This is a genomic window from Lachnospiraceae bacterium (genome assembly GCA_025758065.1).
Classification (GTDB): Bacteria; Bacillota; Clostridia; order Lachnospirales; family Lachnospiraceae; genus Enterocloster.
Window position 1 is genome coordinate 3,325,394 of the sequence record CP107199.1, and the last position, 25,621, is coordinate 3,351,014.

The window sequence follows — 25,621 nt, forward strand, 5'->3', positions numbered from 1 at the left end:
GTATCCGACAATTTCTCTATACGTCTCCTGGTCAACCTCCTGGTTTAATAAATTTTCACCTGTCCCTACTGCTTCTCAATTCTTCGCATATAGTCTGCTTGATTGTTTCATCATCCAACGGCTTTGCAAGATGTGCGTTCATTCCTGCTTCCATACACCTTTCGGCATCTTCCCTAAATGCATTTGCAGTCATAGCAATAATAGGGATTGTTTTTGCATCCTGCCGTTCCAGGGATCTTATTGTTTTTGTGGCAGTAAGCCCATCCATCACCGGCATCATGATATCCATTAAAATAACATCGTATGTTCCTGATTCGCAGGCTTCAAAGTGCTGAACAGCTTCTAACCCATTTTTCACTGTTTCTACTTTAGCCCCATTTTCCGTCAGTATAAATTCTGCTATTTCCGCATTCAGCTTATTATCTTCAACCAATAATATCCGGACACCTGATATATCTGCATTGAAATCTTCTTTTTCTTCCGGTCGTGCATTCGTATCAATTTCAAATGGAAGTACTACAGTAAAACAGCTCCCTTCACCCAGCTTACTTTCAACTGTTATGGTTCCACCCATCTTTTCTACAAGTTGTTTCACAATAGGCATTCCAAGACCTGTCCCATTATAATCAGAACGTGGGGAATTATCTGCCTGTACAAATGGAGTAAACAATTCATTTTTTATAAATTCTTCTGACATTCCAATTCCATTATCTTTTATTTTAAATTCACATGTCATGTGATCTTCTGATCTTTCAATCGTTCTCATACTCATGTAAATAAAACCATTCACCTTATTGTACTTCATACTGTTTGTAAACAGATTCATCAATACTTTTTTCAGATGAACTGCATTGCTCCAAACATATATACCACTGTAATCATCATGTTCTCCTATAACATGAAGTCCTTTTTCTTCTGCCTGAAAAGATAGTGACTCCGTGATTTCCTGACATACCTGATCCAGATTGATGGATTCATCACCAAAAACCACAGTATCCGATTCTAACTTTGCCATATCCAAAACATCATTTACCAATGATAATAGCAGTTTCGAAGACTCATTTATTTTATTCAGGCAATCTTTTGCCCGCTCACCATCATTTCCGCTTTTTTCAAGAATTGTAAGCATGCCCATAATGCCATTGATCGGTGTCCTGATGTCATGAGACATGTTATTTAAAAAGGAAGTCTTAGCCTTATTGGCACTCTGTGCTTCTACAAGTGCATTTTGTAATTCCTGCTGTTTTTCTTCAAGCTCCTGATTCAGCTTCAATGCTTGCTCAGCAGACTTCTTGGATTTTTCTTCCGCACGTTTTGATTTTTTCAAAGAATCAAGAATTATACACAGGACAACAAAAATAGAGATTCCAACTATGAGTGAGACAGCCAGTAAATTATCCTGAATAAAATCCTTCGCTGTAACTTTTCGTGAAGAAGCATTATACGAAACTACTGCACCTGAAAATTGAGTTGTAGGCATAGATGTCAGTGTTTTATTCAGAATGGACAAAAGAACCGGTTCTCCCTGCTGAACAGCAAATGAAACATCAGCTTCTTTTGTCAGAAAAACACTAAGAAGCTTATTATTTTTCAAATAGTCTGAAACAGTACTTGAATTGCTTACAATACAATCCGTCTCCCCTTTCTGCATTGCTTTTACTGCTGCATCTGATGTCTCATATTCCACAACCTCCCACTGCGGATAATTGTATGAAAGATATGCTTTCAATACAAAATTATCTTTTTCAACGGCAACTATATTCTCTTTATTTTCATCAAAAGAATCCTTTGCCGTAATTGCTGCCATATTGAGAGTCAATAGCGTATCCGACAAAGCAAATCCATTTGTTTCTGCAAAGTATGGATTCTGGTTTGCATGAAAAATCAGGTCTATTTTTCCATCCTGCAATGCCTGAAGCAGTTCACTTCTTGTATTATATCCATTTAATTCAAATTCCAGAGTCTGACCTTGCAGACAATTTTCTGCAAGATCCACATAATCTGTGATAACACCTGTCAATTTGCCTGTTGATGGATCTACACTGCTGATACCTCCATCCTGATTCAGATACCCTATCCTGATTGCTCCATGCTGCCCGATCCACTCCCTTTCTTCTTTTGAAAGAAACGAGCTGCTCTGTGCAGAAAAATAACGCCTGTAGAGATCATCTGTGTAAAATGGGTTGTCATCCTTGATTCTGCGCATAGCACTATCCAGTGCTTCTTTGATATCCGGACGTTTGGGATTTATGGCAAAATAGATTTCTGTCTCTCCAATACTTGTAATCGGTGAAATATCCGATTCTTCCCAACGGGATTCTTCTACTGAAACGAAGCAGTCAATTTCATGTTTCGACAGTTTGTCCATAACTTCTGCGGTATTAGAAGCATTGACATGCTGCGTATGCAGACCATACTTTAACTCCCATTCGTTAAGCACATCCTCCGGTATATGATCTTTAAGCACACCAATATTTTTTCCCTCAAAAGAATCCAGATTTCCTGCTGTAAGATCCATATTGGATGCATCCGTATAGATGTAATATTTCTCTTCCCCCATAGGCATATCGGAAAAAAGCATATTTTCAGCACGTTCGTCTGTATAGGAAATGCCACCAAGAATATCAATCTCTCCATTTTCCAACTGTGTAAAGCAGTTTTTCCAATCACTTGTTATGTATTTATATGTCCATCCTGCATAACCTGCAATATCTTGAAGATACTCATAACCATAGCCGCTTCTTTCTCCCTTTTCATTGACTACATTATAAGTTTCCTCAAAAGATCCTACCCGGATAACATTGTCAGAGTTTTCTTTGGCAAATGTAGGAACGGATAAAACAATAAAACATATAATTGTGCAAAATATAATGTAACAAAATTTGAAATTCATTATATTCTGTACTAATTTGCACTTCTTCATCTTTCTCCCATCCTCTAGGCTACAGTTGCTTGCTTGCTTGCTTGCTTGCTTGCTTGCTTGCTTGCTTGCTTGCTTGCTTGCTTGCTTGCTTGCTTCCAGATTTTAATTTTACATTCATTAATTATCAATAACCTCCCCGCTATTTTTCACAATATTTTTCCAAAAGCTTCTGTATTACTTATTCAAGTGCTCTACCATAAAAAAGCACTGCCAAACAGACAGTGCACCTCATTTCATGCAACTGGCTGCCATTTTACAGGCCCTGTAGCTTTGCGTCCCAGATTTTCATCTGGTTTGCCGATCATCCTTTTTAAGCTTTTAAACTTATGCAAGAAAACTGGTTTTATTATACTATAGCGCTCTACTGTACACAAGAAAAACATTACTGTTTCCTGCTCATTTGTACTCAGATCGTTCCATATCTTTAAAACTTCTTTCTGCTCTTCTGTCAGATTCTCTGAATTACCTTCCTGAAAAAACTGCGATAATGTTACGCCCAATGCTGTACATATTTTTTCAAGTGTGATCAGCAACGGCTGGCTTTAACATCTCTTTTATTTGACAAGTTTTGTCATTTTTGATATGATTATATGTAACAATTTTGTAATATTTCGGAGGATGCTGCTGCTTATGAAAAAAATAACCCTTTTTCTATCTGCTTTACTTCTTTCTGCCTCTTTAGTTGTTCCGGCCTTTGCTGCTTCTCCCTATGACGGTCTTGCAGTTGCAAATGTAAAAAACGAACCGCTGAACATGAGGACCGGGCCTTCTACAGATGCTGATATCATCGGAAAATGTTACCGCGGCTGCGGCGGAACTGTCCTAGAGCGCAAAAACGGCTGGACACGTATCCACTCTGGCAAACTGGAAGGCTGGCTTAAAGATGACTATCTGTTGTATGGTACAGATATAAAACCTCTTGCCCAGGAGATGGGACTTTTATCAGCCAGCGTCACTGCCGTTACATTAAATATACGTGAAGATCCTTCAACGGATGCTGCGATCATAAAGCAGGCCGCCCAAGGAGAAGCCTTTCCGGTCTCAAGTACCTCAGAAGGCTGGATCAAGATCCAGCTTCCGGCTGATACATATGGATATATTTGTGCAGAATATGCGAAGATCTCTCCGGTTCCAGGTAAAGCCGTTGATGCAAAAGAAGAGGCGGCTGCTCTTCATTCCGTTGATAAACCCCAGGAAAAACCTGCTTATATCATTTCCGCAACAGATGACGAGATCTATCTCCTTGCTGCCTGCACAGCAATGGAAACAGGAGATGGTTCCTACGATGAGCAGCTGGCCGTTGCAAGCTGTATTATCAATCGTGTCCAGTCAAAGCAATGGGGACAGAGTATTTCCAGTGTCATCTATGCAGATGGGCAGTTTCCCGGCGCACATTCCGGTCTGTTAGACAGCTTTCTTTCCCAGGGGCCATCTAAGACTGCTCTTAAGGCTGCCAAAGCTGCTCTTAGCGGTTCCAACAACATCGGGGATTATCTTTATTTTAATTCTGTCAGAAGGATCTCCCCTGAAAATTATTCATCCTATAAAATTGTGGGTGATAACTGTTTTTATAAGAAATAAGTTACAGGTCATCCATAACATTTTCCTATTTCCATTTCCAAATTCATGAAAGCAAAAAGGAACCGCCAGGGGGCAATGTCATTAAGTTAACATTGTATAATAGTTGACTCAAAAATAAAATGGTAGGAGAGTTTTGTACTTTCCTGCCATTTTGCATTTTTAAGCATGCTAATTAGACAGATTTGCATCTGCCTAAAAAATGATTCCATTTTTGTAAATTTATGCTACTCTATATAGGAAACCATGAAAGACTTTGATCGTAAGATTTCTTTTACGATGTCTATCATTCCTTACAGGAATGATATGTCTTGCTATAATGGTTTCTAAATTGGGTGATGTGGCTTTTCCTCTATAGAATAATCTGCACATGTGAGCTGCAATCGAAAAATTGGCTTTATATGTATATTTTCTTTGCTTCTTTTCAATGACTATGTGCGAGGTAATCATTTCTGCAAAGTTATACATAATTAGATGTGCGTATATTTCTTGATGGATACACATCACCTTTTTGGAATGAAAATCTAACATTCCTACAGTATATTTTAAATCTCTAAAAGATGTTTCAATCCCCCATCGTGATGCATACAATTCTCTTAGTTTTTCAGGTGGGTATACATCCTTATCTAAATTTGTAAGTACTGTTTCATAGAGTTCATCTGTCACCTTGAAGCGAACAATTCTGAAATTAAGTTCGTAAAAAACTGCTGGATCATTTTTCTTTGATTTCAGAGGAAGATACTCAAAGGAAGTAGTACTTGGTACGAATTTATAGTAATTTTTTCTTTTGAATAATTCTTTCGTTTCTTTTGTCTGTTTTCGTGTTAATCGCAAGTTTATTTTTTCGTCAAATTCATCACTATCAGGTAAGTCCAAGCCTTGCTTTATTCCATTTTTTCCATCCTTGATTCGTATTAAAAAATACCATCCTTTTTCTTGGATATGTGCCATGTTGTTATATGACTCATAACATCTATCAGCAACAACAAGTGCCTTTGAAATATCTGATCTATCAACCATTTCCTGAAGTGCGGAATGTTCATTCCAATTCAAGCGACCTTGAATAACGGCATCTGTATAAATATGATGTTCTAAATCATACAAAGCATTTAAATGTAAGAGATTATACGGTTTTTGTCCATTACTTCCTGGATGATAGGAAGTGGAATCGCCAGGATTCGTAGCTATTTGAACATCTGAGCCATCAACTGCAAGGATACGAAGCGTATCAGATTTTTTAGTAGTGATTTTTGAGGTGAAACTTTCAAAAATAGTTTTAAATGCATCTGGTTTAATTTTACTTCGTTGCTGTACAAAGGCAGATGCTGAAGGCATTTCAGGTGATGAATCAAACATATCGATTAGTTCATTTGTTAAGCTTTTACTTTCCATCCCTATAATGCCTCGTATAACTGTCTCAAATGATAGTTTGCGTTTTCTAACGAAGCACTTACCAGGATTAAGACAGAATTCATCTGCTCTATCTGAAACTTTTTTAATTTCAGATAATAAAATTTGTTTTACCTGTTTGGGTTTCATATGTGACCTCCTTGTAATCAAGATTTACTTAATTACAAGGGCCGCTCTCGCAACTTCTAAATATAATCAGTAGCGAGAGCGGCCACACATTTTTGTGTTCCTGTCAAGCTTTTGATAAAAAAAGACCCCAGTATTATTTTCTAATACTGAGATCTTGATTTGTCATGTTAACTTAATGACATTGCGCCAGGGGGCGACTCTTTTTTTGCTAAAACTGCTATATGCTTTTATACGCTTACAGCATAATATACTTCAGTACAAAAAGTACTGCCAGAATATAAAGCAGTGGACTGATCTTCTTTTCGTTTGCCTTACCACATACCAGATTGATCACTACATAGGAAATGATTCCTAAAGAAATACCTTCAGAAATACTGTACATAAAAGGCATTGCAATGATACCGATGTATGCAGGAATGGATTCCGTATAATCATTAAAATCAATTTTAAGAATAGATGAGATCATTAAAAATCCTACAACGATCAGCGCCGGTGCTGTTGCAAAGGACGGGATCGCAAGGAAGATCGGTGATAAGAACAGGGACAGTCCAAAAAGGATAGCTGCAACTGCAGCGGTCAGTCCGGTTCTTCCGCCTTCTGCTACGCCGGAAGCACTTTCTACGAACGTAGTTACAGTAGATGTACCAAACATAGCACCTACAGTAGTACCAATGGCGTCAGACATAAGAGCGCCGCGGATCTTTGGAAGCTTGCCGTCTTTGTCCAGCATATCTGCCTTGGAAGCAACACCGATCAGTGTTCCTAAGGTGTCAAACAGATCTACAAACAGGAATGCAAATACAACTACAAAGAAATCCAGTGAGAACAGACGGCTGAAATCCATCTTCAAAAAAGTTGGGGCCATGCTTGGAATCGCAATCCCATTGGAAAAATCCGGGAGAAGGCTGTAAGCTCCTGCCTCCGGGTTTACCTGGTAGATACCTGCTAACTGGCAGATGATGCCTAAAATCCATGTAGCAAGGATACCCCAAAGGATACCTCCCTTTACCTGTTTTACCAGTAAAACAGCTGTGATCAAAATACCGATCAGCGCTAACAGGACTGTGATCCCTTCTGTAGAAAATGTACCATTCTGAACAGCTGCCTTAAAGGAATAAAGACCTACCAATGTAGCTCCGTCTACTACGATCTTTGCGTTCTGCAAACCGATAAAAGCGATAAAAAGACCAATACCGGCAGATACAGAATGTTTCAATGTCATTGGGATAGCATTGAAGATTTTTTCACGTACATTGGTCAATGACAGAAGAATGAAAATGATACCTTCTGCAAATACAGCCGTTAAAGCCATTTCCCATGAATAACCCATCTGTAAAACTACGGTATAAGCAAAATACGCATTTAAGCCCATACCAGGTGCCAGTACAAATGGATAGTTTGCCATAAATGCCATACATAAGGTAGCAAACAATGCTGAAACTGCAGTTGCTGTAAAAACAGCACCGCTATCCATACCTGTAGCGCCTAGGATACCCGGATTAACAGCCAGGATATAGGCCATGGTCATGAAGGTGGTAATTCCCGCTAACACCTCTGTTTTGACGTCTGTGTGGTTTTCCTTCAGGTGAAACAATTTTTCCAGACTCATATAAGATCCTCCTTCTCATATATTGATCTCTGATCATTAATCTTTGGTAATCACCAAAGATCAGTTCTTCTTTCCAGCTTTTTAAGAAGTCCCCTGCCTCCTTTTCCCCGACCGCCAGAAATCAGAATATTTTTATATTTGCATTTTAGCACTTTTTTAATATTTTGTATATACAAAATAAAAATTTCTAATGATCAAAATGAATCTTTATATATAAATTTGAAATTTTTGTTCATTAATCCACATTTTTTCCTGTTGCAAAGCTTTTTACAATTTCTGTAAGGATCTGGACAGTCTGTTCCATAGACTCCACACATACATATTCATACTTTCCATGGTAATTGTGTCCCCCTGTGCAAAGGTTGGGGCAGGGCAGTCCCATATAGGATAATCTGGCGCCGTCTGTTCCCCCGCGTACTGGAGAGATCACCGGTTCAACGCCGTTTTTCTTCATGGCTTTCTCTGCAATATGGATCAATTCCATATGGGGTTCTATCTTCTCTTTCATATTATAGTAAGAATCTTTTACTGCAACAGTTACTGTACCTGCTCCGTATTTTACATTTAAAAACTCAGCTGCTTTTTCGAAAAATGCCTTTTTCTGTTGGAATTTCTCCCGGTCATGATCCCGGATGATATAAGCCATCTGGGTGCATTCTACATCGCCTTCCATACGGTCTAGATGATAAAAGCCTTCGTAGCCTTCTGTATACATAGGATTTTCAAATGCCGGAAGCAAAGCCTGAAATTCCATAGCTACCAGCAATGCATTTTTCATTTTTCCCTTGGCGCTTCCCGGGTGGATACTCTTTCCCTGTATCACCACATGACCAGAAGCCGCATTAAAGTTTTCGTATTCCAGTTCGCCTAAAGCTCCTCCGTCTACTGTATAAGCCGCCTCTGCCCCAAAATCTTCTACATTGAAGAAATCAGCACCTCTTCCCACCTCTTCGTCCGGCGTAAAAGCAATGCATATCTTTCCATGCTTTTCTTCCGGATGGCTTAAAAACCAGGCTGCCATAGTCATGATCTCTGCCACACCTGCTTTATCATCTGCTCCCAACAGTGTAGTTCCATCTGTAGTGATCAGTGTTTTTCCCTTATACTTTTTTATTTCCGGAAAATCAGAAGTAAGGAGCCAGATATCCTTTTCTTTGTTTAAGCAGATATCACAGCCATCATAGTTTTCTACTAGCTGAGGCTTTACATCTTTGCCTGAAAGGGCCGGTGACGTGTCCATATGGGCGATAAAGCCTAATGACATAACTGTCTCTTCTGTATTTGCTGGGATCTCACCGTAAATATATCCATGTCCGTCCATACGCACATTGGATATACCCATTTCCTTTAATTCTGCAGCAAGAAGTATACTAAATTCTAACTGCTTCTTTGTACTTGGAACCTGTTCTTCCTCTTCTTTTGACTGGGTATCATAGGAAATATAGCGTAAAAAGCGTTCCGTAACAGAATAATCTGTTGTTTTCATTTTATTGTCCTCCACAAACATATTTATATCATAATTTTACCACGAATCTATTCATTATGCAAAAAGGACAGCCAGTCTTTCGATCCAGCTGCCCCAAATACAAATCCTTCATATTTACATTTATTCCGGTTTTACCGGTTTGCCAGTTCCTCTGTGATTTCTTCCCAGGTAACACCCTTTTCTGCCATTAATACCATTATATGGTACAGAAAATCAGAAATCTCATATTTTACTTCTTCCGGATCCGGATTCTTGGCTGCAATAACGATCTCTGTAGCTTCTTCTCCTACCTTCTTTAAGATCTTATCAATTCCCTTGTCAAAAAGATAGTTTGTATAAGAGCCTTCCTTTGGATGCTTCTTACGGTCTAAGATCACATTGAAAACATCTTCAAATACCTTTAATGGATTGGTCTCTTTATATTCCTTTTCTGCCAGCGTGGTGTAGAAGCAGGAACGATTTCCAGTGTGGCAGGCTGCCCCGATCTGTTTTACAGTTGCAAGCAGGGTATCATTGTCACAATCAATCTTTAAGGATTTTACATACTGGAAATGTCCGCTGGTCTCTCCCTTTACCCACTGTGCCTGACGGCTGCGGCTGAAATAAGTCATACGGCCGGTAGCAAGTGTATTATCAAATGCCTCCTCATTCATATAGGCTAACATTAACACTTCGTTGCTCTTATAATCCTGAACGATCACCGGAATCAGACCGTCACTGTTTAACTTAAAATCCTTCCAGTCTACAGAAGATTCAAAGGTATCCACAGAGATCCCCGCTGCCTTTAAAGACTGCTTTATGGTCATGGAAGAATCCATGTTATCTTCTGTAAAGGTAAGAACTGCACCGCAGATATTTCCACAGCCAAAGGCATTTTTCAGACTTTCTGCTGTATCTTTGGCATCGTCCTTTGCCTGTAAGAAGAATAAAAATGATGCCTCACTGTCGCTGATAGAAGCCATTTCCAGTAAAGAGGGCACACTGCCTGCTGTATTAAGAAGCATAACAGATGCGCCTGCTGCCTCATAGTCCTTTACACTGTCAATATATTCGTCTGTTGGCAGATAAGCGTAAATTTTCTCTTTTCCAAAGCGGTCCGAAGCCTCTTTGATCATATCTGTGTTTTCTTCTTTGCTCATGTCTAAAAATACAGCACTGGCTCCTGCATAAAGATATTTCTTTACATCTTCCATGCGCTTTACTCTGCCGCCTGCAATAACCGGGGCATCTGCTTCCCTGCACACCTCTTTGATCACTGCAATGGCAGCCTCATGATCCTCATCTGTTACAGACCAGTCATAGACCAGTATCTCGTCAACCCCATTATCACAGCAGTGCTTTGCCATCTGTGGCACAGCCTGTGTATAAGTCCTCTTTCCATCCCAGCTGCTGATGCGTCCTTCCTGATAGCCAAAACCTGCGATCAGTTTTTTATTATCCATTTTCATTTACTCCTTGTCCGTTCATTTTTCAAAACGGCAGACTGCTTCTTCTAAGTCCACCCGGTTTTCATAAAGAGCTTTTCCGATGATCGCTCCTGAGATCCCTGCATCATAAAGAGACTGCAGATCTTCCATACAGGATACGCCTCCAGAAGCAATAATGTCAAGTCCTGTTTCCAGAGTCAGTTTCTTTGTTGCCGGGATATTTGGACCTGAAAGCATACCATCTCTGGAAATATCTGTATAAATAATGTGCTTTACACCGTATTCTTTCATTTTCAGGCAAAGTTCTGTAGCTGTAACTGTACTTACCTGTTCCCATCCCTGGATCGCAACCATGCCTGCTTTGGCATCAATGCCTGCTGCAATAGCATCTGCTCCGAATTTCTCCACCATATCTTTTAAAAACTCCGGCTCTTCTACTGCCTTTGTTCCTATGATCACACGCTTTACCCCTAAAGAAAGCATATTTTTAACAGCTTCTTCAGAACGGATCCCGCCGCCGATCTCCACAGGGATATTCACAGAAGAAACTATCTTTTTAATGGTCTCTTCATTCACAGAACGTCCTGCCAGTGCACCATCTAAATCTACCAGATGTAAAAAAGTGGCTTTTTTTTCCTGCCAGAGAGCTGCAATCTCCTCTGGATGCTCAGAATATACGGTAATATTTTTAAATTTCCCCTGGCACAGGCGGACACATCTTCCATTTTTCATATCAATTGCCGGATACAGCTGCATAATTTGTCTCCTTTTTCTCTTTTATGTACTCTCGGAATCTTTTTGTACTTGATTTTGTGAAGATTTTTTCTACAGGCTTCCCTTTGTAGATAATACATCTGTCAGACGGGGATCATAACCGGTTGCCTCATCCAGTGCCTTTGCAAATGCCTTAAAAGCCCCTTCAATAATATGGTGATTGTTGCTTCCGGACATCTGTCGCAGATGAAGGTTCATTTCTCCGCCATATGATACTGCGTAGAAAAATTCCCGCACCATTTCTGTCTCCAGATCACCAACTTTTTCCCGGTCAAGATTTAAATCATAGACCAGATAAGGTCTTCCGCAAAGATCCAGGGCACAGATTACTAATGCCTCGTCCATAGGAAGAATCTGGGAGCCATAACGGCAGATGCCTTTTTTATCACCTACTGCCTGGCGGATCGCCTGTCCCAGAACGATTCCCGTATCCTCAATGGTATGATGGGTATCTACCTCCAGATCCCCATTTACCTGAAGATCCAGATCAAAAAAACCATGACGGGCAAAACTGTTTAACATATGGTCAAAAAAACCGATGCCTGTATGGATATTGGCTTTTCCGCTGCCGTCCAGGTTTAAGGTCATTTTTATCTGTGTTTCATTGGTATTTCGTGTGATCTGCGCAATGCGTTCCATATTCCTGTACTCTCCTTTATCCGGACCTTTTAACTCCTCTGATATTGAATTGCTGCGTGCTTTGCACTCTCTCAATTATTAATGTCCTCTCGGCATCTCTCATGCACCTGCCTTTGTGGCTGAGATTCCGAGAGAACATATCATTCAAATCTTACCCTTACAGAATTTGCATGTGCAGTCAGATGTTCTGCCTCTGCAAAGTCCTCAATATCCCTGTGAGCCTTTTTCAGGGCTTCTCTGGAATAATAGATAATGCTGGATTTCTTAATAAAGTCGTCTACACCTAAAGGTGAGAAGAATTTCGCTGTCCCGTTAGTAGGAAGGATATGGTTTGGTCCTGCAAAATAGTCTCCCAGCGGCTCAGAGCTGTATTCACCGATAAAAATAGCTCCTGCGTTGCGGATCTTTGTCATTACTTCAAAAGGATTCGCCGTTACCAGCTCCAGATGTTCCGGAGCAATGTTATTGGCTGTTTCAACTGCTTCATCCATGGTATCCACTACCAGGATATAGCCGTAGTTATCCAGAGATTTCTTTATGATCCCACTTCTGGATAATACCTGTAAAAAGCCATCCACTTCTTTAGAAACTTTCTCAGCCAGCTCCATGCTGGTGGTAACTAAAATAGCACTGGCTAACTCATCATGCTCTGCCTGGCTTAACAGGTCAGCTGCCACATATCTTGGATTTGCTGTTTCATCTGCTACTACTAAGATCTCACTTGGTCCTGCGATACTGTCAATGCTTACATGGCCGTATACAGCCTTTTTTGCAAGCGCAACAAAGATATTTCCAGGTCCTACGATCTTGCTGACTCTTGGAATAGACTCAGTGCCGAAAGCAAGGGCTGCGATGGCCTGGGCACCGCCTACTTTATAAACTTCCGTAGCACCAGCCAGATGCGCTGCTGTTAAAGTAACAGGATTTACCTTTCCATCCTGACCAGGAGGTGTGACCATTACAATACGCTTAACACCTGCTACCTCTGCCGGGATAATGTTCATAAGTACAGAAGAAGGGTACGCTGCTTTTCCGCCTGGTACATATACACCTGCACTCTCTAAAGCAGTGATCTTCTGTCCTAAGATCGTACCGTCAGGCTGGGAATCAAACCAGCTGTTCCTTCTCTGTTTTTCATGGTAACGGCGGATGTTTTCCATGGATTTTTTCATTACTTTCAGCAGGTGGGGATCAACTTCTTCCATAGCTTCTTTAATCTCAGCTTCTGTTACCCGGATATTTTCTGCATTGATCTGTGCTTTATCAAATTTTCTGGTATAATCAAAAACCGCCCTATCACCTTCTACTTTTACCTTATCTACGATCTCCTGCACGGTTTCTGTATAGGCATCATAGTTATTTGGGTCTCTTTTTAACATATCTGCCAGAATATTTTTCATAGATGCTTCGTCTAACTTTACGATCCTCATTTGTCCGCCCTCTCTTTTTCTTTTAAAAGTCCCTGAAAATCTTTGATGATCTTTGTGATCCGCTCATTTTCTGTCTTCATGCTTACCTGGTTGACTACCATACGTGCTGAAAGGTCACAGACCTCTTCTAAAACTACTAATCCGTTTTCCCTCAGGGTAGAACCTGTCTCCACGATATCCACGATCACCTCGGAAAGCCCTACAATAGGTGCCAGCTCAATAGAACCGTTTAACTTAATGATCTCTACAGTCTGGTATTTCTGATTATAGAAATAATCTTTTGCAATATGGGGATATTTGGTAGCTACGCGGATCAGCTCGTGATGCTTTAAACGTTCCCTGGCTGACTCAGGCCCGCAGACACACATCCTGCATTTTCCCATCGCCAGGTCCAGTACCTCATAAAATCTTCTTCCTTCCTCCAAAATGGTATCACGGCCTACAATGCCAATGTCTGCAGCACCGTACTCTACATAAGTAGGAACGTCATTTGCCTTGGCTAAAAAGAAACGGATGCCCAGGTCTTCATTTACAAAGATCAGCTTTCTGGAGTTTTTGTCCTTCATCTCCTCACAGGAAATGCCGATCTGCTCAAACATATCCATTGCCTTTAAAGCCAGACGGCCCTTGGCTAATGCTATGGTAAGATATCTCATAATCTCCTCCTTTATATCCATATGTTTTCCGGGTATCCTATAAGATCCCCCTGACTCCGTATGCAGATACAGGAGTTTCATCTACATTTCCTGTGAGCATATCAAAGGCAGTTACTGTATTCCCTGCATCCTTCAGGCAGAGGATAGTACGAAGACCTCTTTTCTTTGCCATTTCCTTGTAGTCTTCCAGGCTCTTTCCTTCCTCCATGACCATGGCCTGCACCGGAGTGCCTTCGGAACGGAAGAATCGGCTTAAACGCACAGCACTTTGTCTGGCTGATGGCTCATAAAGGATCACTGTATTCACTAACTGCACCGGAATATGGATCTGCTGTCTGGATAAAGCTGCCATAAGCTGGTCTACCACAATGGCAAAACCAACTGCCGGGGTATCTTTTCCAAACTGTACTAACAGCTTATTGTAACGGCCGCCTGTAACAATATAATCGCCGGTCCCGTAAGTATACGCCTTAAAAATGATGCCTGTATAATACTGGTAACGGCTTAACATTCCCAGGTCATAGGATACATAATCTGCCATGTGGTACTCTTCCAGCAAAGTATGTACCCGTTCCAGCCTCTCAATAGCTGCTAACGCCTGTGGATTGTGAGTTAATGTTTTTGCCTTTTTAATCTGGCTAATACCGCCAAACAGCTCCGGAAGCTTTAAAAAGGCTTCTTTTAAGCTTTCTTCCATATTCTGGTTCTTTAAGAACTCTTCCACACCAAAACGGTTTTTATTCTCGATCAGGTCATTTAACCGTGCCTGTGCATCTTCATCCAGTCCGGACTGCAGCAACAGGCTTCTGTAAAATGCAACCTCTCCTAATTCTACCTGGAATTCTTTTAAACCTGCCGTCTTTAAGCAGTCAATGACCATAGCGATCATCTCTGCATCAGCATCTGGTGAGTCATCACCGATCAGCTCTGCACCAGACTCAGCCCTTTCTTTTAAGTAACCTTGATAACTGGTGTTGTTCTTAAAAGTGCGCTCTAAGTAACACAGGCGCAGAGGCATGTCATCATCCATAAAATATTTTGCCACGCATCTGGCCACTGCCGGGGTCATATCCGGCCTGAGTACCAGCATGTTATTGTCCCGGTCGAAAAATTTGAACATTTCCTGGGCGCCTACACTTCCACGGTCTTCATTAAAAATATCCGCATATTCAAAACTTGGGGTCTGGATATGCTCATAACCGTACAGATATAATGTATGGAGGATCTTCTCCTGGACTGCCAGCTTTCTGCGGCATTCTCCGTTGTAAATGTCCCTGACTCCTTCCGGAGTATGGATCAGCTTGTTTTTCTTTGTCATGGCACATCTCCCTTATCTTCCGCCGGTGTAAATGGCTCTTTTTTTGTCCCTTATTGCTTTATCATGGTAGAGTGGTAATTCATTAACGTGGTTCTTATTATAAAGGTTCTTATTTTTCTTGTCAACGTATTTCTGGATTTTTCATAACTACGTATTTCTGGATCTTCATAACTCCTGCTTATTTTCCCTCTGGCTTAGATCAATGGATAAAGGCTCCAGATAGTGAACATACATATCCCTGTGGGAACGTATTTTCCAGTTTTTGTCAATTTCATCATAAGTAAAACTCTTTCGCCCGCCTGCTTCCATGCGGTCCCAGAATTTTTTTACATCTGCAAAGGGTACATAATACATTTCATCCATGGCTGTATAATGTACAATAATAAAAGATATACCCCCCTGCTGTTCAAATTCTTCCATGAACTTAATCTGGTGTGGATGGATATTTTGCAGAGGAAATGTTTTTACCGCACATTCCTTTGCATCAAAACACACCGGGATTCCCTGCACTGCCCCAATATAGTCTACTGTACTTTTCTGTTCAAAATAAGCCAGTGTAATATGACGGCTGCTCTTATCTATTTCAATGGGGGTAATGGGGGTAGGGATTTTCTGGATCAAAGCCAGCTTTTTTTCCCTGTAGCTTTCATTTGTATGATTGATCAAATCTTCTAAGGTAGATCCACGAAGGCCTCTTGTTTTCCATGTTCCCATTTTTATGCTGTCCTTTCCGTAAAACAAATGTCTGCCGCCGCATCCCCTTTGTTTTTGGCTTCTTACTCATGTTTTTGTCGGGTCCCAAGTTCAAAAATCCTCCTTCAAGCAAGCTTGCATCGGATTTATGACCTTTTGACCCTGGTATCATCAGTATACCAAATTAATTCTGTATTTGCCATTCTTCATTTTTTGCATTATACTATAGAAAAATTTCACACAAAAGCGAGGTATTATATGGAACCATCAAAAGTTTATTTCACTGATTTTCACACAATTGCCTTTGGTGACGGACTTCCAACCAAATTAAAAAAGCTGATCAAAAAAGCTGGTATTGAAAAACTGAATATGGACGGCAAATTTGTTGCCATTAAGATGCATTTTGGAGAACTGGGAAATATTAGTTATCTTCGTCCTAACTACGCAAAAGCAGTTGCAGATGTAGTAAAAGAACTGGGTGGAAAGCCATTTCTTACTGACTGCAACACCATGTATCCGGGAAGCCGCAAAAACGCTTTAGAGCATCTGGAATGTGCATGGGAAAATGGATTTACACCGCTGACTGTAGGATGTCCCATCCTTATTGGCGATGGCCTGAAAGGTACAGATGATGTAGATGTGCCGGTAGAAGGCGGGGAATATGTAAAAGAAGCCAAGATCGGCCGTGCTATTATGGATGCCGATGTATTTATCAGCCTGACCCATTTTAAAGGCCATGAAATGACCGGCTTCGGCGGAACCATAAAAAATATCGGTATGGGCTGTGGATCCAGGGCAGGAAAAAAAGACCAGCACAGCAGCGGCAAACCACACATTGAACAGGATTTATGTAAAGGCTGCCGCAAATGTCAGAAAGAATGTGCCAACAGTGGTCTGGTCTTTGATGAAGCTGCCAGAAAAATGCATGTGGATCAGGAACACTGCGTAGGCTGCGGCCGCTGCCTGGGTGCCTGCAACTTCGATGCCATTGCCTTTGACAATGACACTGCAAACGAGCTGTTAAACTGCCGTATGGCTGAATATACCAAGGCCGTGGTAGATGGACGTCCAAACTTCCATATTTCCCTGATAGTAGATGTATCTCCTAACTGTGACTGCCACGGTGAAAACGACGTGCCGATCCTTCCAAATATTGGAATGTTCGCTTCCTTTGATCCACTGGCACTGGACCAGGCCTGTGTAGATGCCTGTCTTAAAGCTGCCCCAATGCCTGGAAGCCAGCTGGCAAAGAACATGGCAAAGAAAGGCTTCATAGACCACCACGACCATTTCTGCAATTCCACACCAGAATCTGAGTGGAGAAGCTGCTTAGACCATGCAGAAAAGATCGGACTTGGTTCCAGAAAATATGAATTAGTTGTTATGTAAATGATGTAAAACAAAAAATCGCCCGGATCTGATCTGTCCGGACGATTTTTTTACAGTTGCTTTTTACGCATCTGCCTCACTTGAAAATCTTGCTGCCTGCTCTGCGATCAGCTCTTTATCTTCAAAATAGTTGATCTTCATAGCACGCTTCATTTCTGCAAGAGTCTGTGCTGCTTTCTTTTCTGCCTTGATGCTTCCTTCTTCCAGGATCTTGTATACAGCCGGGATATCCTTTGCGATCTCTTTTCTGCGCTCCCTGATAGGGCGCAGTTCATCCTGGATCACGTTGTTTAAGAACTTCTTCACCTTAACATCGCCAAGTCCGCCTCTTGTATAATGAGCCTTTAATTCATCTAAATTCTTGTAATCTGGCAGATATTTTTCAAAATGCTCATCACGGCAGAATGCATCCAGATAAATAAATACAGGATTTCCTTCAACCTGTCCCGGATCCTGAACACGCAGATGGTTCGGATCAGTAAACATGGACATGATCTTCTTCTTGACCTCTTCTTCAGAATCAGACAGATAGATGCAGTTTCCTAAGGATTTACTCATCTTTGCCTTTCCGTCGATACCTGGCAGACGCAGGCATGCCTTATTATCCGGAAGCAGGATATCCGGCTCTACCAGATTGCCGCCATATACAGTATTGAACTTGTGAACGATCTCACGGGTCTGCTCGATCATTGGAGCCTGATCCTCGCCAACCGGAACTGTGGTCGCCTTAAAAGCTGTGATATCAGCTGCCTGGCTGATAGGATAGGTAAAGAAACCAACTGGAATACTGGTTTCAAAATTACGCATCTGGATCTCAGATTTTACAGTAGGATTACGCTGTAATCTGGATACAGTTACCAGATCCATATAATAGAAGGTCATTTCGCAAAGTTCCGGTACCTGGGACTGGATAAATAAAGTAGATTTTGCAGGATCCAGACCACATGCCAGATAATCTAAAGCTACCTCGATGATATTCTGACGTACTTTTTCAGGGTTATCTGCGTTATCTGTAAGAGCCTGCGCATCTGCGATCATAATATAAATTTCATCAAACTCACCGGAATTTTGAAGTTCTACTCTTCTCTTTAAAGAGCCTACATAATGTCCTACATGAAGGCGTCCTGTTGGGCGGTCGCCGGTTAATATGATTTTTCCCATTGTATCTTATCCTCTCGTTATATAGTTATTTAATTCTATCCATACTTATGATGTTGGGATCAAAAGGTATTTTGACCCCTCTGATACCGAATTGCTACGTGCTTTGCACTCCCGCAATTCTACTACTTATTGTATAAGCATACCCCAAAGCTACTTTTCTGTCAAGAATCCGCATCCAGGCCTTCTCCCTGCAACACCTTCTTAAAGGCCGCCGGCAAAGGGGCAATAAACTCTTTTCCAGCCAGATAATCTAAAGGCTGCGCCATTTTTCCCGGCATCACCAGTTTCCAGGAATGGAGCAATTGGGAACGTACCTTGTATTTCTTCTGGATCTGCTCGTTCACCTTTGGGTCTCCATACTTAAAATCCCCTAAAATAGGATGTCCGATAGAAGCCAGATGTGCACGGATCTGATGGCTGCGTCCGGTGATCAGTGTGACCTTTAAAAGTGTTGCTGTATCGCTGCTCTTTACAGGCACATATTCTGTCATAATAGGAACGCTTCCTTCCACTTCCAGCGGATAAATCTGCACTGTATTTTTCGCTTCATCCTTCTTTAAAAAACCGGCGATCATCTGAGGCTTATGGATCTTTCCCTTCACAACGCACTGATAATATTTATGGATACTCCGGTCCTTTAAAACTGCATTCATGATCTGAAGCCCCTGCAGGGAAGTTCCTGCTACAACCAGACCGCTGGTATTGCGATCCAGACGGTTGCAGATAGAAGGCTTAAAAGTACGCAGCTGGCTTACCGGCAGATGACCGGAATCAATAAGATAATTTAAAATATGCTCATTTAAGGAAACATCCCCTTCTTTGGCTTTCTGGGAAAGCATGCCGGAAGGTTTGTTCACGATAATGACATTCTTATCTTCATATATAATGGATAACTCCTGCTTTTTCTTCCTGCTGCCATTTTCCCCGTTTTTTCCGGCTTTTCCAGATTTTTCCAGGTTCCCGGCATGTTCTTTTCCTAACGCTTCTAACTGCGGCAGAGGCGTTGAAAACTTCTCTATGGTCTCATCTGCCATAAACAGGCTTATTTCATCTCCCTCTTGTACACGCTCCGAACCATCACATTTCTTTCCATTTAAGGTAATATTTTTCTTGCGCATCATTTTATAGAGAAAGCCTTTTCCCGCCTGGCTTAAATATTTTGCCAGCAGCTTGTCAAGTCTTTGTCCTGCTTCATTGGAAGTTACTTTCAGTTTCTGCATTTTACCAACGTTCCTTTCCCGGTGCATACTCGATCTTTTCCATAATATCCAGGATCAGGCTGTGAGGAAAGACTTTCGCAAGAACCCAGAATACCTTCATCCATATCCCATACACGGAAACCTCTCTCCCTGCAATACTGTCCCGTATTGCTTTTGCCACAACCTTTCCCGGATCAGCCATGACCAGTTTCTTATACAGTGGAATTTCACCCGTTGTCTGTGCAATATCGAAAAATTCCGTGCGCACCGGTCCCGGACAGACAGCCGTCACAAATATCTTTCTGCTTTTTAATTCCCTGTTTAACGCCCGGCTGTAGCTTAACACATAGGCCTTTGATGCTGCATATACTGCAAAGCCAGGCTGAGGCAAAAAGGCTGCGCTGGAGGCAAACTGCAGGATACGGCTGTTTTGCGGCATAAAAGGAAGGACCATGGTGGTAACAGCAGTCAGGGCCGTACAATTTACCTGTACCATTCCTGTCTGGTCTTTTTCAGGAAGATCACATACATTGCCGATCTTTCCAAAACCAGCAGCATTTACAAGAAATTTTACCTGTGGCTTTAAACGGACCAGTTCCTCTTTTAAGAGCTCCCTGTCTTTTTCCTGACTCAGATCCAGTGCAAACTTACGTACCGGGATATTCACTTTTTCTTCCAGCTTTTCAAGACGGTCTTTTCTTCTTCCTACTGCCCAGATCTCATCCAACCCTGAAAACTGTTCCCACAAACCAATGGCACTTTCCTGACCCATTCCAGAGGAAGCTCCTGTTATAACGGCTATTTTCATTGTCAGTTTCCTTTCTTTTTATGAACGTTCCGGATGCCTTTTTTCTTTCCTGCAGATCCTGCTGTGTTCATTTTGCTGCCTGGGCTTTTTTCCATGTTTCTGCTGCCTGGACCTGCATTTCTTCCCCCTGCACTTTTTCCATTTGCATTTCTGCCCTTTTCATTTCTGGATCCGGTGCTTCTGCTGCCAGAACCTGCCCCATGTCCATGGAATCCTTTCTCATCACGGACACTCTTATCAAAATTTCTTGGCCTGATGAGGCACTTCTTTTCAAAACCGATGAGATCCGTCCTGCCTGCGATCTTAAGAGCCTCTGCCACCAGATCATAATTCTTCGGATTTCTGTACTGGATCAGTGCTCTCTGCATAGCCTTTTCATGAGGATTAATAGGCACATACACCTTTTCCATGGTCCGGCAGTCATAACCTGTATAATACATGCAGGTAGAGATGGTAGACGGTGTTGGATAAAAGTCCTGCACCTGCTCCGGCATATAGCCCAGATCCCTTAAATACTCCGCCAGCTCCACTGCCTCTTTCATAGAGGAACCTGGATGGGAGGACATAAGATAAGGCACCAGATACTGGTCTTTTCCCAGCTTCTCATTCATCTGCTTATATTCTTTTACAAACTCTCTGTAAACACTGTTTTTCGGCTTGCCCATGCGCATAAGCACTTTATCTGCCACATGCTCTGGCGCAACTTTCAGTTGGCCGCTTACATGGTACTCACACAGTTCCCGCAAAAACTTCTTTCCCGGATCCTTTAACAAATAGTCAAAACGGATACCGGAGCGGATAAATACCTTCTTTACCTTTGGGATCGCCCGCAGCTTTCTAAGTAAGGAAATATAATCGCTGTGGTCCGCCCGCAAGTTCTTACATGGTTCCGGGAACAGGCACTGCTTATTGGGGCACGCCCCCTTTGTCAGCTGCTTTTCACAGGCCGGGAAACGGAAATTAGCAGTAGGCCCCCCAACATCATGGATATATCCCTTAAAGTCAGGCTCCTGGGTAAGAAGCTTTGCCTCGTCTATCAGAGACTCATGGCTTCGCGCCTGGATGATCCTTCCCTGATGGAAGGTCAGCGCGCAGAAGCTGCAGCCACCAAAGCAGCCCCTGTTGCTAATAAGGCTGAATTTTATCTCACGGATCGCAGGAACACCCCCGGCAGCCTCATAAGAGGGATGATAGCTTCGCATATAAGGCAGATCATACACATCATCCATTTCTTCCTGTGTTAACGGCTTTGCAGGCGGATTCTGTACTACATAGAACTTGCCTTCATATGGCTCTACCAGACGTTTTCCGGAAAATGGGTCCGTATTGCTGTACTGCACAAAAAAGCTTTCCGCATACCTTTTCTTGTCCTCCAGAAGCTCTGTATAGTCCGGCAGCAGCTTATAATCATAAACTGATTCCAGGTTCTTTGTCTTATAGACAGTACCGTCAATAAAGGTAATATCTTTAATATCCAATCCGCTGTCTAAAGCATCTGCCAGTTCCACAATAGAATGTTCTCCCATTCCATAGGAAATAATGTCTGCCTGGGCATCCAGCAAAATAGACCGCTTCATTTTATTAGACCAGTAATCATAATGAGCCAGGCGGCGAAGGCTGGCTTCAATGCCGCCTGCGATAATAGGAACATCCTTATAGACAGACCGGATCAGATTGCAGTAAACTACCACTGCATAATCCGGTCTCTTTCCCATAACTCCCCCCGGAGTATAGGAGTCCTCTTTTCTGCGCTTTTTGGATACAGAATAATGGTTCACCATGGAATCCATATTTCCCGCAGACACTAAAAATCCCAGTCTTGGCCGCCCTAAGATCTGGATACTTTTATTATCTTTCCAGTCCGGCTGGGCAATGATGCCAACCTTATAGCCATGTGCTTCCAGCAGCCTTGAAATAATGGCTGTTCCAAAAGAAGGATGATCTACATAGGCATCTCCGGAAACATAAACAAAATCGCACTGTTCCCAGCCTCTTTTTTTCATATCCTCTTTATTGATAGGCAAATAATCATGTATCATTTATAAAACCTCGTAAAAATCATGGATCAGCCGGTCAGCCAGCTGCTCCTTTTCCTCTTTCATTGTTTCTGAAAAATCATCTTCCACTGCAATGACCTTCATTCCTGCATTTTTTCCTGCCATGATGCCTGCAGGCACATCTTCAAACACCAGGCAGTTTTCAGGCTTCGCTCCCAGACGTCTTGCTACTTCCAGATAAATGTCCGGAGCAGGCTTTCCCGCTGCCACCTCACAGGCAGTTGCTACCACCTGGAAATATTGTTCCAGACCTAAAGACTTTAATACAGCATCTACCATTTCTCTTCCGTTGCTGGTGGCAATGCCCGCCTTAATACCTCTTATGGCAATTTCTTCCAGAAATTCCCTTACCCCAGGCTTTACAGGCACTTCCTTCTGGTACTTTCCCAGAGACATCCCGATCCACGCCTCTTTGATCTCCTCAATAGAATCCGGCAATTTGAAACGTTCTTTAAAATACTCAGCTGTCTCAGAAAAACTCATTCCTTCAATAGCCTTTTGCAGATCTGCAGGGCAATCATAACCAAAACGGCCTAAATATTCAATATCGATCGCTTCCCACATCCACATAGAGTCTACCAGAGTACCATCAAGATCAAAAAGCACAGCAGAAACACCGTCCAAAATATGCGTTCTGTCTTTTTCATTTATCTTTCGTTCCAACTCTTTCAGTTCTTCTTCTCTTAAAGTCCGGTACTCTCCCGGCTTTAAGGAAGGATCCAGCACCAGCGGTCCCATAGTCACACGTTTTAAGTATACCACTTTACATCCTAAAACTTCAAACATACGTTTTACCTGATGGAATTTTCCCTCATGGATCCGCAAAGAGACTGCTGTAAGTCCCTCTTTCATGCCTTCCGGCGGGTCTAATATCACCAGTTCTGCAGGAAGTGTCTTTACACCTTCTTCTATTACAAGGCCTTCCTGCATCTGCTTTTTTGCATCCTTTGGAAGCGTTCCCTCTATGTAAGCCAGATAGATCTTATCCACATGTTTCTTTGGAGACAACAGCTCATGAGCCATTGCCCCGTCATTGGTAATAAGCAGAAGTCCCTCTGTATCCAAATCCAGCCGTCCCACCGGGAACAGATCCTTTCGCAAAGCGGATCCGATCAGGCTTACTACTGTAGGATACTTTCCATCTTCTGTGGCAGATACAGTACCTGCCGGTTTATTTAACATAAAATATTCCGTCTGGGCATAAGAAACCCTCTGCCCATCCAGTACGACTACATCTTTTTCCGGGTCTATTTTTTCATCCGTTGCCTTTAATACAGCTCCATTTACCTGGATCCGCCCTTTTTTTGCCATCTCTTTGATCTGGCTTCGGGTCCCCTTTCCCATTTCCACCAGGAACTTATCCAGGCGCATACTGGAATTAGAAGCTTTTTTCTTTTTATCTGCCATTTATTTTACCATTCTTCCATTCTATGATGTTGGGACAAAAAGGTATTTTGTCCCCTCTGATACTGAATTGCTGCGTGCTTTACACTCTCGCCATTCTGCATTTTACTGCCAGCGCCATCCTGCATAATATTTATTCTTAAGTGTCATTCCACTGCCTTTTGCCCAGCCTAAAGGAAAACCTTCTACTGTAACCAGACACCAGCCTTTAACTGGTCCTTCCTCATTTACAAGGCTTATGGTCTCTCCTTTTAAATATCGGATCACCCGGTCATCTTCTTCCTTCAGGTCAAGGCGCACCGGATACTCCTCTTTTTTTAATGCCATTGCAAATGCCTGATCCGGTTCAAAACGGCCTTTCTTTAGCTCTCCTAAATGCAGTCCCGTACGCAAAAACCGCAGGGGAAGTCCTGTTCTTAAGCCTTCCGGCAGATAATAAACCTGGTCATCACGGATATAAATGCGGTCTAAGTCCCAGTCCTTTTTACAGTTTTTCAGAAACTTCATCAGATCTTCCTGTTTTTTGGCCTCTTTTGCCCGCTTTTTTGCCTCTTTATCATCTGCTCCGTGAGAAAGCTTTCTGCCAGTTTTTGGGCTGGTTTCCTCGCCGGAACTATTTTCATACTCACCCTTTTTATGGAACAATGCCAGGAAATGTCCTTCTCCCTGGATCCGGTGTGGGAACAGGCGGCCTGTCTCTTTATAGCCAAAGCCGTCAGAAAGCCCCTTAAACCTTTCTTTATCAATAGGAACCAGTTCCATGTCCGGATGATTTTCTAAAATAAATGACACATTTTCCTCATCCTCCTTCTTTGAGAAGGTACATGTAGAATAAAGCATCATTCCTCCTGGCTTTAACATGACCACCGCCTGCTCTAAAATCTCCCGCTGGATGGGGCTGTAGTAATCCGGCCCCCTGTTGACCCAGTCTTTTACCATGTCCTCTTCTCTTCGGAACATTCCTTCCCCGGAACAGGGGGCATCTATTAATATCTTATCAAAAAACTCTGGCCATACAGCTGCCAGCTTTGCCGGCTCTTCACTTAATACACAGATATTTTCCGCTCCCGCCAGCTCCAGATTTTTAAGAAGGGCCCTTGCTCTGGAATAACTGATATCATTGGAGACCAGCATTCCTTTTCCCTGTAATTTTGCTGCCAGCTCCGTACTTTTTCCTCCCGGTGCCGCACATACATCAAGGACCTTATCTCCCGATTCTACAGGAAGGACAGCCGCCGGTGCCATTGCACTTGGTTCCTGAAGATAGTAAAGGCCTGCATAATAAAATGGATGTCTGGCTGGACGTTCTGTATCCTCATAATAAAAGCCTTTTTCTGTCCAATCTACAGGTATCAGATTCAGGTGGGACATATTTTTAAATTCCTCTGGCGTAATCTTTAAAGTGTTTACCCGCAGCCCCGGTTTCCACGCTTCTTCATAGCTTTTTATATATGCTTCATATTCATCTCCCAAAAGCTGCTCCATTTCCTTTAAAAACTCTTCCGGCAGCTGTTTTACATCTGTCATATCA

19 protein-coding genes, 1 pseudogene and 1 riboswitch are annotated in these 25,621 nt (G+C 42.1%); of the genes and pseudogenes, 2 read left to right on the forward strand and 18 right to left on the reverse strand.

The features are described 5' to 3' along the window. Positions 1 to 55 precede the first annotated feature (55 nt). A complete protein-coding gene (locus tag OGM16_15515) occupies positions 56 to 2,923 on the reverse strand; it encodes a transporter substrate-binding domain-containing protein (protein ID UYJ46185.1) in 2,868 nt (955 codons plus the stop codon). A 233-nt stretch (positions 2,924 to 3,156) separates the two neighbouring features. Then, a riboswitch (cyclic di-GMP riboswitch) is annotated at positions 3,157 to 3,232 on the reverse strand. 321 nt (positions 3,233 to 3,553) lie between these two features. Here OGM16_15515 and OGM16_15520 point away from each other — a divergent pair. Then, positions 3,554 to 4,504 carry an SH3 domain-containing protein gene (locus OGM16_15520; GenBank protein UYJ46186.1) on the forward strand — a complete coding sequence of 317 codons (951 nt, stop codon included), beginning with the start codon at positions 3,554 to 3,556 and terminating at the stop codon, positions 4,502 to 4,504. A 219-nt stretch (positions 4,505 to 4,723) separates the two neighbouring features. Here OGM16_15520 and OGM16_15525 read toward each other — a convergent pair whose 3' ends face one another. From OGM16_15525 to OGM16_15570, 10 genes are all read right to left on the reverse strand, one after another. Continuing rightward, entirely contained in the window at positions 4,724 to 6,040 is a 1,317-nt protein-coding gene (locus OGM16_15525; protein UYJ46187.1) for an IS4 family transposase, read from the reverse strand. Positions 6,041 to 6,275: 235 nt separating this feature from the next. Next, complete coding sequence (locus OGM16_15530) at positions 6,276 to 7,649, reverse strand: NCS2 family permease (protein ID UYJ46188.1); 1,374 nt, start codon at positions 7,647 to 7,649, stop codon at positions 6,276 to 6,278. Between the two features lie 235 nt (positions 7,650 to 7,884). Continuing rightward, positions 7,885 to 9,135 (reverse strand): peptidase T, encoded by a 1,251-nt coding sequence (pepT, locus tag OGM16_15535; protein UYJ46189.1) that lies wholly within the window; start codon positions 9,133 to 9,135, stop codon positions 7,885 to 7,887. A gap of 131 nt (positions 9,136 to 9,266) precedes the next feature. After that, a complete protein-coding gene (gene hisIE, locus OGM16_15540) occupies positions 9,267 to 10,577 on the reverse strand; it encodes a bifunctional phosphoribosyl-AMP cyclohydrolase/phosphoribosyl-ATP diphosphatase HisIE (protein ID UYJ46190.1) in 1,311 nt (436 codons plus the stop codon). 21 nt (positions 10,578 to 10,598) lie between these two features. Beyond that, positions 10,599 to 11,318 (reverse strand): 1-(5-phosphoribosyl)-5-[(5-phosphoribosylamino)methylideneamino]imidazole-4-carboxamide isomerase, encoded by a 720-nt coding sequence (hisA, locus tag OGM16_15545; GenBank protein ID UYJ46191.1) that lies wholly within the window; start codon positions 11,316 to 11,318, stop codon positions 10,599 to 10,601. A 69-nt stretch (positions 11,319 to 11,387) separates the two neighbouring features. Next, positions 11,388 to 11,975, reverse strand: coding sequence for an imidazoleglycerol-phosphate dehydratase HisB (gene hisB / locus OGM16_15550; GenBank protein ID UYJ46192.1), 588 nt, complete (start codon positions 11,973 to 11,975; stop codon positions 11,388 to 11,390). A 140-nt stretch (positions 11,976 to 12,115) separates the two neighbouring features. Further along, complete coding sequence (gene hisD / locus OGM16_15555; protein ID UYJ46193.1) at positions 12,116 to 13,405, reverse strand: histidinol dehydrogenase; 1,290 nt, start codon at positions 13,403 to 13,405, stop codon at positions 12,116 to 12,118. Then, a complete protein-coding gene (hisG, locus tag OGM16_15560; protein UYJ46194.1) occupies positions 13,402 to 14,061 on the reverse strand; it encodes an ATP phosphoribosyltransferase in 660 nt (219 codons plus the stop codon). The genes hisD and hisG overlap by 4 nt, the downstream gene beginning before the upstream one ends. A gap of 37 nt (positions 14,062 to 14,098) precedes the next feature. Further along, positions 14,099 to 15,379: an ATP phosphoribosyltransferase regulatory subunit gene (hisZ, locus tag OGM16_15565; GenBank protein ID UYJ46195.1), complete on the reverse strand. Its 1,281-nt coding sequence runs from the start codon at positions 15,377 to 15,379 to the stop codon at positions 14,099 to 14,101. Between the two features lie 165 nt (positions 15,380 to 15,544). Further along, the gene (locus OGM16_15570) at positions 15,545 to 16,093 is read right to left on the reverse strand and encodes a Holliday junction resolvase RecU (GenBank protein UYJ46196.1); all 549 of its coding nucleotides are present in this window, start codon (positions 16,091 to 16,093) and stop codon (positions 15,545 to 15,547) included. Between the two features lie 237 nt (positions 16,094 to 16,330). On the opposite strand from OGM16_15570, the gene OGM16_15575 reads away from it, so the two are divergent. Beyond that, positions 16,331 to 17,461 carry a DUF362 domain-containing protein gene (locus tag OGM16_15575; protein ID UYJ46197.1) on the forward strand — a complete coding sequence of 377 codons (1,131 nt, stop codon included), beginning with the start codon at positions 16,331 to 16,333 and terminating at the stop codon, positions 17,459 to 17,461. Positions 17,462 to 17,524: 63 nt separating this feature from the next. Here OGM16_15575 and trpS read toward each other — a convergent pair whose 3' ends face one another. The 7 genes and pseudogenes from trpS to OGM16_15610 all read right to left on the reverse strand — a co-directional run bounded on the left by trpS (position 17,525) and on the right by OGM16_15610 (position 25,617). Beyond that, positions 17,525 to 18,622, reverse strand: a complete 1,098-nt coding sequence (trpS, locus tag OGM16_15580; GenBank protein ID UYJ46198.1) for a tryptophan--tRNA ligase — start codon at positions 18,620 to 18,622, stop codon at positions 17,525 to 17,527. A 161-nt stretch (positions 18,623 to 18,783) separates the two neighbouring features. Continuing rightward, positions 18,784 to 19,842 carry an RluA family pseudouridine synthase gene (locus OGM16_15585; protein UYJ46199.1) on the reverse strand — a complete coding sequence of 353 codons (1,059 nt, stop codon included), beginning with the start codon at positions 19,840 to 19,842 and terminating at the stop codon, positions 18,784 to 18,786. A 1-nt stretch (position 19,843) separates the two neighbouring features. Beyond that, positions 19,844 to 20,629 carry an SDR family NAD(P)-dependent oxidoreductase gene (locus OGM16_15590; GenBank protein UYJ46200.1) on the reverse strand — a complete coding sequence of 262 codons (786 nt, stop codon included), beginning with the start codon at positions 20,627 to 20,629 and terminating at the stop codon, positions 19,844 to 19,846. A gap of 2 nt (positions 20,630 to 20,631) precedes the next feature. After that, complete coding sequence (locus OGM16_15595; protein ID UYJ46201.1) at positions 20,632 to 22,668, reverse strand: YgiQ family radical SAM protein; 2,037 nt, start codon at positions 22,666 to 22,668, stop codon at positions 20,632 to 20,634. Continuing rightward, positions 22,669 to 23,256 (reverse strand): HAD family phosphatase, encoded by a 588-nt coding sequence (locus OGM16_15600; GenBank protein ID UYJ48485.1) that lies wholly within the window; start codon positions 23,254 to 23,256, stop codon positions 22,669 to 22,671. 102 nt (positions 23,257 to 23,358) lie between these two features. Further along, positions 23,359 to 24,093: pseudogene (locus tag OGM16_15605) on the reverse strand (rRNA pseudouridine synthase). A gap of 102 nt (positions 24,094 to 24,195) precedes the next feature. After that, positions 24,196 to 25,617, reverse strand: coding sequence for an RsmB/NOP family class I SAM-dependent RNA methyltransferase (locus OGM16_15610; protein ID UYJ46202.1), 1,422 nt, complete (start codon positions 25,615 to 25,617; stop codon positions 24,196 to 24,198). Between the last annotated feature and the right edge of the window lie 4 nt (positions 25,618 to 25,621).